The organism is Paenarthrobacter sp. DKR-5 (assembly GCF_018531425.1).
In the GTDB taxonomy this organism is placed as follows: Bacteria; Actinomycetota; Actinomycetes; order Actinomycetales; family Micrococcaceae; genus DKR-5.
Map to the genome: position 1 here is coordinate 438,615 of NZ_JAHBOI010000002.1, position 12,700 is coordinate 451,314.

Below are 12,700 nucleotides of genomic sequence, written 5' to 3' on the forward strand. Positions count from 1 at the left end.
TTCCTTAGCTCACGCCGGCACCGGACTGAAGTGTGGCGCCGGCCACATCAGGTCAACCCTCTCGTGAAACTCAGTTCCGTGTCAAGATACGGAGTTTCACCGGGACGGCGGTCCGTCACGGGCGGTGCCGTGGTGGTGGCTCAGGCGCCGGCGAGCCGCAGACGCTCCTCCGCCTGGTCCATCACGGCCGACGCGGCAACGGGGCGTGACTGGACAAGGTATTCGCCACGGGCGTTGTGCAGGGCCGGCCACAGACTCGCAGCGCATGCCACCTCGCTCTCCTCGTCCGTGAACGTCCGGCCCCGCGCCTGCTCATAGGAACGAATGAAGGCCGCCGAACCGGGAATTGGCGCCAACGTAGGGGTCTCGGCGCTGGCGAAGGCCCCGGAGGCAGCCCCGACGATCGCCGCCTCGGGAAGCGCGACAAGGCTGTCCCAGTCGTGCACAGCCAGGGCACGGCCGTCCTGCCACCGAATGTTCTGCGCCTCCCAGTCGCCATGGCCGAGGACTTTGGGCAGCGAGCACTGCGCCAGACGCGCGGATACCCGGCGGGCGAGGATGTGAGTCGTCTCCGGGACGCGCGCCTGGTCCATCCCGTCGATGGACGGATTGGGCGCCCACAGGCTACCGCCGGACGGATTCCAGTGCATCCATGGCGGAGGCGGGTCGAAACCTTCAACGGCCTGAGCCTCCAGCACTGCCAGCAGGTCGCCGAGGAGCTGGCCCGAGCGGCGCGCGGGCTCGGCGTGGTCGCCCCTGAGGATCTCGCCGCCCGGGCGCCATTCTTCCGCGGAGACCACCAGACCCCCATCCAGGCGTTCCGCCCCGGTCAGGGGGCGGGCGCAAGGGAAACCGGCTGCCGCCGCAACGCGTTGAGCCTGGAGGCAATGGTCGACGCGTCGGACGGAATCTCCCCGCACCTTGACGGCTGCCGCTCCGACCTGCCGGTCGTACCGGAAGAGCGAGGACATCTCTCCCCCGGCCGCTGGCGCCACCGCTTCGAGGCGACCTGCGCCGAGGCGTGCCGCCGCCCACTCGGCGACTAGACGCATTGTCTGTTCCGTTCCCATGTCTTGACCCTACGGGCACCATTGCGGGTATTACGATCGCCTGATGCCGGTGATCCCGCTCCTCCGGCCAGCCGCCCGACCAAAGGAGATCAGCCATGGGCCAGCGTGTCCCGCTTACCGGCGACGAGAAGGCGAGCCTGCAGGCCAGCCTCGACCGACACCGCGAGGCGGTGATCTGGAAGCTCGAAGGGCTTGACGACGCGGCCGCCCGCCGGCCGATGGTGCCCTCCGGAACCAGTCTGCTCGGCTTGGTGAAGCACCTTGCGGCGGTCGAGTACGGCTGGTTCTGTACGACCTTCGGGCACCCGACGGAGCAACTGCCCTTCGACGACGAGGACGAGGAGGCCGACCTTCGGGTCCAGCCCGATGAGACCATGGCCGACATTCTCGCGTTCTACCGGCGCGCACGGACAAGCTCCGACGAGGTCATTGCCGGACGTGGTTTGGACGACACCGGAACGGCGTGGTCCGGCGAGACAGTCTCCCTGCGATGGGTGCTGATCCACATGGTCGAGGAAACCGCCCGCCACGCCGGCCACGTCGACATCATCCGCGAACTGATCGACGGACGGACCGGAGACCACAGGGAGGACTGACCCCCGGGAACGGCGGATTGTCCGCTGCGGGCCAGTTCCGCCGGGGCTCTCCCGCCGCCTGGCTGTTCCGCCGCGGGCCGGTTCCGCCTCGGGCCAGTTCTGTCGCCGGGCCGGCGGATTGCCCCACCGGAATTGTCGGTGGCAGGTGGAAGAGTGAGGCCATGGAGGTCCTTACCGTTCCGCCGCCTGCCACCCCGGTTCCCGGTTCCGTTCCGGGGCCGGCCGGTGACGCCGGTCCGCGTCAGGGCGTAGGCGTGGCTGGCGGTCCGGGGGCAGGTGTTTGCGCGGAGGTGGCTGCGGCCGCGGGCTGGCTGCGGGCCGCTGCAGGGGACGCGTCCGCGTCCGCGGAACTGCTGGGCGCCGGCGACGCGGTGGATTTCGCTGCGGCGGTCGAGGAACTCTCCCGCACGGTCGAGTACCTCCAGTTGGCCGCCGCCCGGGCCGTGGAACGGGCCCACCGCCAGTCCCGCGCCGCAGGAGCGCTGGTACAGCCCGCGGAAGCTACTCCAGAGACGGCCCCGGAGGCGACCGTGTTCGAGGAGTACCGTTCAGCCGCGGAGTTCCTGCGCGCCCGGCTGCGGATCTCCGCGGCGGAAGCCCGCCGCCGGCTGGCCCAGGCCGCGGTCCTGCTGCCCCGCGCGGGCCTGACCGGGGCACCGGTCCCGCCCGTGCACGAACACCTCGGTGCGGAAGTGGCCGCCGGCACCGTCTCCGGCAAGGCCGCCGGAACCATCGCCCACGCCCTGGACCACATCCGCGGGCTCTGCCCGCCCGAGACCGCCGCACGGATGGAACAGGACCTGACCGCCACCGCCGCCCTCAACGACCAGGATTTCCTGGTCCGCATGGCGCAGCGGTGGGTGGCGGCGATTGACCAGGACGGGCCGGAGCCCTCGGAGGAGGAGCTGCGGCACCGGCAGGGGTTGTTCCTGCGCCGCCGGCACCGCGGCCTGCACCACCTGGAGATCTTCGCCACCGACGAGCAGTACGAACAGATCACCACCGTCATCCACACCGCCACCAACCCCAGAACCACCACCAGCGAAAGCAACGACGGCGGCAGCGGCGGAAACGACGACCCTGCGGGTGCGGGTGTGCCGGGGGTGTTTGACCGCCGGTCCCGGGCCCAGCAGCTCCTCGACGGGCTCATCGCCGGCTGCCAGGCGGCGCTGGCCGCCGGGGGTCTGCCCGCCACCGGGGGCCTGCGCCCGCAGGTGATGGTCACCATCGGCTACCAGGACCTGCTCCACGACCTCACCACCAACACAACAGACGGCGGAAAAGGGGGCGGGACAGGCGGCGGGGGTGCGGGGAGGTTCGTGTTCACCGGGCCCGTCACCGCCCGCAGCATCCGCCGGCTCGCGTGCGACGCCGAGGTGCTGCCCATCGTGCTCGGCGGCCAGGGCCAGGTCCTGGACGTCGGACGCTCCGCGAGGGCGTTCCCGCCGCACCAGCGCAAAGCCCTGGTTGCCCGGGACGGCGGGTGCACCGCCCCCGGCTGCACCGTCCCCGCCCCCTGGTGCGAAGCCCACCACGTCCAGTGGTGGTCCCGCGGCGGCCCCACCGGAATCCACAACGCGGCCCTGGCCTGCGCCTACCACCACCACCTGCTCCACAAGGAACGCTGGCACATCAGCCTCCGCGACGGCATCCCCTGGTGGACACCACCACCGGAACTCGACCCCGCCCAAACCCCCAGACGCAACACCTACTTCCGGATCTGACTTCCGGATCTGAAACCGGGGCATCGAACGCGACATGACAAAAACTTGACGCTTCAACTAAATGGGTCTAACTTCAGTTGTAGCTTCAAGTATTGATACTCCAGCAGAACAGATCTCCAATGAACAATTTCTTTAGCCGCATTTTCCGAAGGAAGAACCGCATGACTGACATCACCATCATTGGCAACGGCAACATGGCCCGTGGCATCGCCACCCGCGCCTTGGACGGCAACTTGGGCGTCGAAATCCTGGGACAGGACGCCGCAAAGGCACAGGCCCTCGCCGCCGAACTGGGCGCAGGTGTCACATCCGGTACCACTGCCCAAGCGCCCAAGGGCAAGATTGTTGTCCTGGCGGTGCCCTTCGATGCCGCGAAGTCCGTCATCACCGCCTACGGTGACGCCCTCGCCGGGAAGATCCTCGTGGATATCACCAACCCGGTGAACTTCGAGACCTTCGATTCGCTGGTGGTCGAGCCCGGCAACTCGGCGGCCGAAGAACTCGCCAAGCTTGCCCCCGAGGGCGCAAACGTCGTCAAGGCCTTCAACACCACCTTCGCCGGAACCTTGGTGGCCGGCCAGTCCGCGGGTCAGCCGCTGGATGTCTTCATCGCGGGTGACGACTCCGACGCCGCGGCGGAGGTTGCCAGCTTCGTCGCCGCAGGCGGCATGCGGCCCCTGGTCGTCGGACCGCTCAAGCGTTCCCGCGAACTGGAGGGCTTCCAGTTCGTGCTTATGACGATGCAGGCCAACCCGGAGTTCTCCGACTTCAACTGGGACACAGGCCTCCTGGTCACAAAGTAAGTCCCGTGAGGTAAGTCCCCCGACCTACGCCGCGAGGTCCCGCCGTCGCCAGCCCGCAAAGCCGACAGCCGCGAGCACAGCGGCGACGAAGGTGAGCCCGAGCAACGGACCGACGCCGCCGGCGTCCACCGGGAGGGCGGGCGAATGCTGGAACGGCGAGAGGTCCATGAGCCACTGCGGAGCGTTCCACAGCACGCCGAATTCCCCGAGCGCAATGAACACCGCGAGCAAGCCCCACACCGACGACGCGAGGCGCGGCGCCCAGCCGAACACCGCGAGCACGAGGCTGGTGACCACCCATGCGGCCGGCGCCTGCGCCACGGCGGCGAGCGTCACCCTCCAGATCTGGCCCGCATCGTGCAGGGTCGCGGCGGCGCCGATGCCGATGGAAAGCCCGGCGAGCAGTAACAGCACCGTGACCCCGGCGAGGGCGGCGGCAAAGTGGCTGCCGCCCCACCTGGTCCGGGTCGTCGCGGTGCTCAGCAGGAGTTCGGTGTGGCCGGAGGCTTCCTCGCTGCGCAGATGCCCTGCCGCTGCGAGTCCGTAGGCAGCGGCGAGGACGCCCATGATGCCGATCTCGGCGGCGAGGAACGCATCGTTCAGCGCCTGGGCGCCGCCGAGTTTGCGCAGGAGATCCTGGGCGTTGGCGGACGAGAGCAGCCCGGCGGCGTTGCTGGCGAGGGATCCGATGACCACCCCGAAGATGACGAAAGCCACCGCCCAGGCCGCGAGTGTCCGGTCCTGCAGCCGGACGGCGAGGTCCCGGACGCCGGAGAGGGCGCCCACCGCCGGCCCGGGCCGTTCGGCGCGCAGGCCGGCGCCCAGGTCCCGGTGCGCCCTGAGCAGGAAGGCGGCCGGTACCAGGACCACGCACAGTGCCAGCGGCAGCAGCAGCACCCACCAGCGGTCGCCTTCGAACGCCCTGATTTGCTGGTTCCAGCCGATCGGCGACAGCCAGGACAACGCGGAGGGCCCGGGTTCGGCCAGGTCCCCGACCGCGCGCAGAGCATAGGTGACGGCCACGACGGCGGACGCCATGCCGATGGCGGCACGGGCGCTGGTGGTCAGCTGGGCGGCAACGCCGGCGACGGCACTGAAGGCCATTCCGGTGGCAGCCCAGCCAAGCCCGAATGCGAGTGACCCCTCGGCGGGCAGTCCCCCGGCCGCCAACGTGGCAGCCGTGACCAGGCCCAGTGTGACGCTGGCACTGAAGCTAATGGCGAGTGCGGCAGCGAGAGGCGCCTGCCGGCCCAACCTGCCGCCGGCCAGCAGCTCAAGCCGGCCGCTCTCCTCCTCGGAGCGGGTGAGTCGCACCGTGACGAACACCATCAGGACCGCCAGCACGGCGGCCATGAAGGCCGTGTACTTGATCAGCGACAAGGCACCGAGCGACGTCGGGTCATAGATGCGCCCGAAGAGAGCCACCAGCGAAGCGGTGGCGTTGACTGCATTGGCGGCCTCGACGCGGCTGGCCGTGTCCGGGTAGAGATCCGCACCGGCGGAGGCCGTGGTGTAGGTGGTGAGCGCGAAACCGAGGATCCACAGCGGCAGCAGCCAGCGTTCGCGCCGCAGGCCAAGCCGGACCAAGGTTCCGGCGCCGGCGAAGGTCTCACGCATTGGCGCGCTCCTGCCCGGGACGCCCGGCACCGTAGTGCCGCAGGAACAGATCCTCCAGAGTCGGGGGCTGGCTGGTCAGGGAGCTCAGGCCGGCAGCGGTGAGTGCCTTCATGAACGGCGCCAGCCCGGAGGACTCCACCTGCGCGCTGACGCGGTGGTTCACCACGACGACGTCGTGCACGCCCGGCAACAGGTCAAGGCCTGTCGGCACAGTTCCGACGTCGGCCGTGACGGACGTACGCGTCAGGTGCCGCAGGTCCTCGAGCCTCCCGGTTTCCACCACGCGGCCGGCGCGGATGATGCTCACCCGGTCGGAGAGCGCCTCGGCCTCGCTGAGAATATGGCTGCTCAACAGCACCGTCCGGCCCTGGTCACGCAGTTCCCTGACGCAGCCGCGGAAGGCATCCTCCATCAGCGGGTCCAGCCCGCTGGTCGGCTCGTCGAGCAGGAACAGTTCCGCGTCGGTGGCCAGCGCGGCGACCAGCGCCACCTTCTGCCGGTTGCCCTTGGAGTAGGTGCGCGCCTTCTTCGTGGGATCCAGGTCGAACAAAGCCAGATAGCGCGCCCGGCGCGCCGGGTCCTGGCCGCCCTGCAGCCGGCCCAGCAGGTCGATCACTTCTCCGCCGGTCAGGTTGGGCCACAACGCCACGTCGCCGGGGACATACGCCAGCCGGCGGTGCACCGCGGCGACGTCGCGCCACGGATCCATGCCGAGCAGCCGGGCGGAGCCGCCGTCGGCACGCAGCAGCCCCAGCAGCAGCCGCAGGGTGGTGGACTTGCCGGCCCCGTTCGGACCGAGGAAGCCGTGCACCTCGCCCTGCTCCACCGTCAGGTCGAGTCCGTCCAGCGCGGTCACGGTCCCGAATCTTTTGCTGACCCCGCGCATCTCCACAACGCCCGCCATGAGCATCAAGATACGCCCGGCGTGCCCGGCGGGACGCGGTACTAGTACCCGAATTTGCCGCTTCGGTTAGCGGACGGGGTAGCCCGCCTCCCGGATGGCCTTCTTGACGTCCGCGATGGCGTCCACGGGTCCGAAGTGGAAGACCGACGCGGCGAGGACGGCGTCCGCGCCGGCGGCCACCGCGGGCGGGAAGTGCGCCGGCTCGCCGGCACCGCCGGAGGCAATGATGGGGATCTTCACCGCGGCGCGGACTGCACGGATCAGCTCCAGGTCGAAGCCCTCCCGGGTGCCGTCGGCGTCGATGGAGTTCAGCAGGATCTCCCCCACGCCGCGGTCCGCGGCTTCACGCGCCCAGGCGACGGCGTCGATCCCGGTGCCGGTGCGGCCGCCGTGCGTCGTGACTTCGAAGCCGGAGGGCGTTCGACCGCCCTGCACCCGGCGGGCATCCACCGAGAGCACCAGCACCTGCGAGCCGAAGTGCGAGGTGATTTCGTCGATCACCTCGGGCCGGACGACAGCCGCGGTGTTGATGGACGCCTTGTCCGCGCCGTAGCGCAGCAGCTTGTCGACGTCGGCGACACTGCGGACACCGCCGCCGACGGTGAGCGGGATGAACACTTCCTCCGCGGTGCGGGCCACGACGTCGAACATCGTGTCCCGGTCGCTGGAGGACGCCGTGACATCCAGGAACGTCAGTTCATCCGCACCGGCGTTGTCGTAACGGTGAGCCAGTTCCACCGGATCCCCCGCGTCCCGCAGGTCGGCGAAGTTGACGCCCTTGACGACGCGGCCGGCGTCGACATCGAGGCAGGGAATGACACGGATCGCGACTGTCATGGTTTGTCCTCTCCCAACAATCCGGCGCCGGTCAGATCCGGCAGGCGTGGATGCTGCTGACCAGGATCGCGCGCGCCCCGAGGTCGTAGAGCTCGTCCATGATCCGGTTGGTGTCGCGCTTGGGCACCATGGAGCGCACAGCCACCCAGCCGGAATCACGCAGCGGGGAGATCGTGGGAGATTCCAGCCCCGGCGTCAGGGCGCTGGCCTGCTCGACCAGGTCCTTGCGCACGTCGTAGTCCATCATCACGTACTGCCGCGCCACCAGCACGCCCTGCAGGCGCCGGATCAGCACCTCAAGCCCTGCCGGCGCCTCGACATTGGCGCGGCCGATCAGCACAGCCTCCGAGCGCAGGATCGGCTGCCCGAAGATTTCCATGCCGGCGGCCTTGAGGGTGTTGCCGGTCTCGACGACGTCGGCAATCGCGTCGGCGACACCGAGCCGGACCGATGACTCGACGGCCCCGTCGAGCCGGACGACCTTCGCGCTGATGCCCAGGCCGGCCAGGTAGTTGCGCAGCAGGCCGTCATAGCTGGTGGCGATCCGCTTGCCCTCGAGCTGCTGCTCGTCGGCGAAGTTTCCCACCGGTCCGGCGAAGCGGAAAGTGGAGGCCGCAAAGCCCAGCGGCAGCAGTTCGACGGCGTCCACGTCGGCGTCGAGCAGCAGGTCGCGGCCGGTGATGCCCACGTCCAGCGTGCCGGAGCCCACGTACACGGCGATGTCGCGGGGGCGGAGGAAGAAGAATTCAATGTCGTTGTCCGGGTCCACCATGACCAGCTCGCGGCTGTCGCGGCGTTGGCGGTAGCCGGCCTCCGAGAGCATGGAGGAGGCGGCTTCGGACAGGGATCCCTTGTTGGGGACGGCTACTCGCAGCATGAGGGTCTTTCGCTTCTGGGGTGTGTCGGTCTTCGGAGCCGGTTGCGCGCCACGCGGCGCCCGTCCTGCCGTGGCGGGACGGCGCGCGCGGCTACAAATGCTTGTAGACGTCCTGAAGCGTCAGCCCTTTGGCGAGCATCAGCACCTGCAGGTGGTACAGAAGCTGGGAGATTTCTTCGGCGGCGGCTTCGTCGGATTCATATTCCGCGGCCATCCAGACCTCAGCGGCCTCTTCGACAACCTTCTTGCCGATGCCGTGCACCCCGGACTCCAATTCGGCTACGGTGCGGGAGCCTGCCGGCCGGGTGGCGGCTTTCTCGCTCAGTTCGTCGAAAAGGGTCTCGAAGGTCTTCACAGCTTCAAGGGTACTGGGTTTCACGGTGATGACCTCATTTGGACCTCCGGCAGCCGGACGCGGCATGGGCAAAGTCACAGCCGGTTCAGACCGCAGAGCGGCTGAGCACGAGGGCGGTGGCCAGCGCCGCGGTGACGGCCTCGTGGCCCTTGTCTTCCTTCGATCCCTCGAGGCCCGCACGGTCGAGGCCCTGTTGCTCGTTGTCGCAGGTGAGCACGCCGAAGCCCACCGGGACCCCGGTACGGACGCTGACCTCGGTCAAGCCCATCGTCGCGGCTTCGCACACGTAGTCGAAGTGCGGGGTTCCGCCGCGGATGACGACGCCGAGGGCGACGACGGCGTCGAAGCCGGGCGCCAGGCGGGCGGCGGCGACGGGCAGTTCGAAGCTGCCGGGAACGCGGACCACTGTCGGGTCTTCGATGCCAGCCTCGGCGGCCGCCCGCAGCGCGCCCCCGAGCAGACCGTCCATGATCTCGGTGTGCCAGCTGGCGGCAATGATCGCCAGCTTGAGCTTTCCGGCCTGCGCCTGGTCGGTGCTCAGGTCAATGACGGGTGCGCCGTGGCCACTCATCTGGTACTCCTTCGGGTTGTAAAAGCGGGGGTGGACTCAGTCAAGGGTGGGGGCCGGGTCGAGCGGGACAATGCCGTCGAGGGTGAGCAGATGGTTCATCCGGTCCCGCTTGGTCAGCAGGTAGCGGACGTTCTGCTCGCGGGAGGGAACCTCGGTGGGAACCATCTCCACGACCCGGACACCGCCCTGGCCCAGGCGGTCCCGCTTGTCGGGGTTGTTGCTCAGCAGGCGGATCTCGGTCAGGCCCATTTCGACCAGGATCTGTGCCGCCGCGTCGTAGGAGCGGCTGTCCACGGGCAGGCCCAGCTGCTCGTTCGCCTCGACAGTGTCCGCGCCGGCTTCCTGCAAGGCATAGGCGCGAAGCTTGTTGGCCAGGCCGATGCCACGGCCCTCGTGCCCGCGCAGGTACAGCAGCGTGCCGCCGTGCAGCTTGATCAAGTTCAGGGCATAGGCCAGTTGCTCGCCGCAGTCGCACCGGTAGGAGCCGAAAACATCCCCGGTGAGGCATTCGGAGTGCAGCCGGACAAGCGGCGCGACGCCGGGCGCCGGCGGGGCAGGCGAGCTGACGCTCATGTGCTCGACGCCGGTCTCCTCGTCGACCCAGGCCTGGCCGATGAAATCGCCGAAAGCGGTCGGCAGTTGCACGACGGGTCCCGCGCTGACCGGGTGCGGCTGCACCTCGTCGAGGGAGTGTCTCTGGTGCGTAGTCATTCTTCTCCTAAGCCAGACGTGTAGAGGCAGCCGCGGCAGCGTCGGCAGCGGCGACATAGGCCGCCAGGTCCTCGATGGAAATCAGGGGGCATCCGTGTTCGGCCGCGAAGGCGCGAAGCGCGGGCAGTCGCATCATCTCACCGTCGTCGTGAACGACCTCGGCAATGACACCCACCGGCGCGCAATCCGCCAGCCGGCACAGCTCCACTGCTGCTTCGGTATGGCCAGGACGGGTCCGCACACCGCCTTCAACCGCGCGCAGCGGGAAAATATGCCCCGGACGGGTCAGATCCGACGGCGCGGTGCCGGCACCGGCCAGCACCCGGGCGGTCAGCGCCCGGTCGCTCGCGCTGATGCCGGTGCTGATGCCGGCCGCCGCGTCGCAGGAAACGGTGTAGGCGGTGCCCTTGGCATCTTCGTTCACCAGGACCATGGGCGGCAGGCCGAGACGGTCGGCCCGGTCCCCGGTCAGCGGCACGCAGATCACCCCTGAGCTGTACCGGATGGTCCAGCCCATCAGTGCCGCCGTGGCATGCTCCGCGGCAAAGATGATGTCGCCTTCGTTTTCGCGGTTCTCGTTGTCGACCACCAGGACCGGCCGCCCCTGGGCGATCGCGGCAACGGCGTCCTCCACCGGGTCCAGGTCGCTCATGCCCGGGCCTCCGGTGCGAAGGCGAGCAGGCGCTCGGTGTATTTGGCGAGCACATCCACCTCGAGGTTCACCCGGTCCCCCGTGTTCTTGGTGCCGAGCCCGGTGTCGGCCAGCGTAGTGGGGATCAGCCCGACCTCGAACCACGGCTCGGCTTCCGCCGCGGGGCTGACCGCCGTGACGGTCAGGGAGACGCCGTCAACGGCGATCGATCCCTTCTCGGCAATGTAGCGGGCCAGCCGCGGGGGCACCGAGAACCGAAGCCGGTGCCAGGCTCCCTGGTCCTCGCGCTCGGCCAGCGCGCCGACGCCGTCGACATGGCCCTGGACGACGTGTCCGTCCAGCCGGCCGCCGGCGGGCACACAGCGTTCAAGGTTCACTGACGCGCCCGGGCCCAGCTCGCCGATGGTCGTGCGCTCGAGGGTCTCGCCCATCACGTCCACCGTGACGCGGCCGTCCTCGATGCTGGTGGCGGTCAGGCAGACACCGTTGACGGCAAGCGAACCGCCCAGGCCGAGGTCCCGGCTGCTCTCCGGGGCAGTCAGGACCAGCGTGGCGCTGCCGGCGCCGTCGCGCTCAATCGAGACGACTTCGCCTTGTTCGGCAATGATTCCGGTGAACATTCAGTGGCCTCCTGTGGCCGAGTCGGATGCGGGCAGTGTCGCGGGTTCAAGGGCCGCGGGTTCAAGATGGAGCCGGAGGTCCCGGCCGAGGCGGATGGCGGCGCCGCCGCCGGCGTCGTCCCACTCCCAGCGCTGCGCGTCCGAGAGCGTCCCGACGCCCAGTTCGCTCAGCGCCGGCGTTCCCGAGCCGAGCAGGGTGGGAGCAAGGTAGACGATCAGTTCATCCACGAGGCCCTGCTGCAGGAAAGCACCGGCGACCTTGGAACCGCCCTCGACCATGAGGTGGCGCACGCCGGCGTCGAAAAGCGTTGCGAGGGCTTCCCCCGGCTCGCGGGTGCGCAGATGCATGAAGTTCCCGTCCCCGCGCACGGCGGCTCCGGCCGGGACATCACTCAGGCCCATGACCGCGCGCAGGGGCTGGTGCGCGGCGTCGGTGCCGTCCAGGTTGCGCGCGGTCAGCCGGGGGTTGTCGATCTCCACCGTGCGGCTGCCGACCAGGATGGCGTCGATGCGGCCGCGCAGCGCGTGGTTGTCAGCGAGGGACTCCGGGCAGGAAATCCACTGACTGGTTCCATCCTCGGCCGCGATCCTGCTGTCCAAGGTCTGCGCCAGGTGCAGGGTAACGAAGGGACGGCGCCGGCTGACGGCATCGAACCAGCGGTTGTTCAGCTTCCGCGCTTCCTCCGCCATCAGGCCCGAACGCACCTCGATGCCCGCGGCGCGCAGCGTGGCGGCGCCGCCGGAGGCGCGGTCGTGCGGGTCGTCCACCGCGTACACCACCCGCGAAATGCCGGCGTCAATGATGGCCTGCGTGCAGGGTCCTGTCCGTCCGACGTGGTTGCACGGCTCAAGGGTGACGATGATCGTGGTGCCGGCCAGCTCGGCTCCGGCGGCGAGGGCCCGCGCAATGGCGTCGACCTCGGCATGCGGGGTGCCGGCTCCCCGGTGGTGGCCGGATGCCAGGACAGATCCCGCGGCGTCAAGGATGACCGATCCGACCAGCGGGTTGGCCCCGCGGACACCGGTGTAGGCGGCCGTCAGGGCGGCGGCCATCGCGTCCTGCTCGGCGACGCTGAATTCCACTGTTGCTACCCCTCCTCGAGCCCTGTCGGCTCCGGGGGTCGTCAACGGCCGTCCGTTGCGCGCGGCCGCCTTAGGCGGTGCGCGGCGCAGGGCCGGACCGTACGTGCTTCTCCCATCCAGACTTTAACTGTCGGTGCCGGAATTTCACCGGCTCAACCGTCCGAAGCCACCCCTTGCGGAGTACCTGCGGACGGGTCGCGGACTGTCACCGCCGGTTCGGACTTACACCGACCCCGGAGCACGTTGTACAACTTCGATTATGCCACGGCGGCACGCCACG

General features: G+C 69.4%; 14 protein-coding genes and 1 riboswitch. Of the genes, 3 read left to right on the plus strand and 11 right to left on the minus strand.

From position 1 onward, the window contains the following. Positions 1-140: 140 nt before the first annotated feature. Positions 141-1,052 (minus strand): phosphotransferase, encoded by a 912-nt coding sequence (locus tag KIH31_RS05440; protein WP_214426057.1) that lies wholly within the window; start codon positions 1,050-1,052, stop codon positions 141-143. Positions 1,053-1,165: 113 nt separating this feature from the next. Between KIH31_RS05440 and KIH31_RS05445 the strand changes: the two genes are divergently transcribed. From KIH31_RS05445 to KIH31_RS05455, 3 genes are all read left to right on the plus strand, one after another. Then, entirely contained in the window at positions 1,166-1,666 is a 501-nt protein-coding gene (locus tag KIH31_RS05445; protein ID WP_214426058.1) for a DinB family protein, read from the plus strand. Between the two features lie 290 nt (positions 1,667-1,956). Further along, positions 1,957-3,390 (plus strand): HNH endonuclease signature motif containing protein, encoded by a 1,434-nt coding sequence (locus KIH31_RS05450; RefSeq protein WP_214426059.1) that lies wholly within the window; start codon positions 1,957-1,959, stop codon positions 3,388-3,390. 161 nt (positions 3,391-3,551) lie between these two features. Then, positions 3,552-4,193 carry an NADPH-dependent F420 reductase gene (locus tag KIH31_RS05455; RefSeq protein WP_214426060.1) on the plus strand — a complete coding sequence of 214 codons (642 nt, stop codon included), beginning with the start codon at positions 3,552-3,554 and terminating at the stop codon, positions 4,191-4,193. 24 nt (positions 4,194-4,217) lie between these two features. On the opposite strand, the gene KIH31_RS05460 is transcribed toward KIH31_RS05455, so the two are convergent. From KIH31_RS05460 to ribD, 10 genes are all read right to left on the minus strand, one after another. Next, positions 4,218-5,810 (minus strand): ABC transporter permease, encoded by a 1,593-nt coding sequence (locus KIH31_RS05460; protein ID WP_214426061.1) that lies wholly within the window; start codon positions 5,808-5,810, stop codon positions 4,218-4,220. After that, positions 5,803-6,714, minus strand: coding sequence for an ABC transporter ATP-binding protein (locus tag KIH31_RS05465; protein WP_214426062.1), 912 nt, complete (start codon positions 6,712-6,714; stop codon positions 5,803-5,805). Before KIH31_RS05465 ends, KIH31_RS05460 begins: the two co-directional genes overlap by 8 nt. 66 nt (positions 6,715-6,780) lie before the next feature. Beyond that, positions 6,781-7,551 (minus strand): imidazole glycerol phosphate synthase subunit HisF, encoded by a 771-nt coding sequence (gene hisF / locus KIH31_RS05470; protein WP_214426063.1) that lies wholly within the window; start codon positions 7,549-7,551, stop codon positions 6,781-6,783. 31 nt (positions 7,552-7,582) lie between these two features. Further along, positions 7,583-8,428, minus strand: a complete 846-nt coding sequence (gene hisG / locus KIH31_RS05475; protein WP_214426064.1) for an ATP phosphoribosyltransferase — start codon at positions 8,426-8,428, stop codon at positions 7,583-7,585. A gap of 91 nt (positions 8,429-8,519) precedes the next feature. Continuing rightward, positions 8,520-8,783: a phosphoribosyl-ATP diphosphatase gene (locus tag KIH31_RS05480; RefSeq protein ID WP_214426065.1), complete on the minus strand. Its 264-nt coding sequence runs from the start codon at positions 8,781-8,783 to the stop codon at positions 8,520-8,522. Positions 8,784-8,868: 85 nt separating this feature from the next. Beyond that, a complete protein-coding gene (gene ribH, locus KIH31_RS05485; RefSeq protein WP_214426066.1) occupies positions 8,869-9,354 on the minus strand; it encodes a 6,7-dimethyl-8-ribityllumazine synthase in 486 nt (161 codons plus the stop codon). A gap of 36 nt (positions 9,355-9,390) precedes the next feature. Then, positions 9,391-10,065, minus strand: coding sequence for a GTP cyclohydrolase II (locus KIH31_RS05490; RefSeq protein ID WP_214426067.1), 675 nt, complete (start codon positions 10,063-10,065; stop codon positions 9,391-9,393). Between the two features lie 7 nt (positions 10,066-10,072). After that, the gene (gene ribB, locus KIH31_RS05495; protein ID WP_214426068.1) at positions 10,073-10,717 is read right to left on the minus strand and encodes a 3,4-dihydroxy-2-butanone-4-phosphate synthase; all 645 of its coding nucleotides are present in this window, start codon (positions 10,715-10,717) and stop codon (positions 10,073-10,075) included. Next, entirely contained in the window at positions 10,714-11,337 is a 624-nt protein-coding gene (locus tag KIH31_RS05500) for a riboflavin synthase (protein ID WP_214426069.1), read from the minus strand. The genes ribB and KIH31_RS05500 overlap by 4 nt, the downstream gene beginning before the upstream one ends. Further along, positions 11,338-12,390 carry a bifunctional diaminohydroxyphosphoribosylaminopyrimidine deaminase/5-amino-6-(5-phosphoribosylamino)uracil reductase RibD gene (gene ribD / locus KIH31_RS05505; protein ID WP_214426251.1) on the minus strand — a complete coding sequence of 351 codons (1,053 nt, stop codon included), beginning with the start codon at positions 12,388-12,390 and terminating at the stop codon, positions 11,338-11,340. It lies immediately after the preceding gene. Between the two features lie 129 nt (positions 12,391-12,519). Beyond that, a riboswitch (FMN riboswitch) is annotated at positions 12,520-12,666 on the minus strand. Positions 12,667-12,700 lie beyond the last annotated feature (34 nt).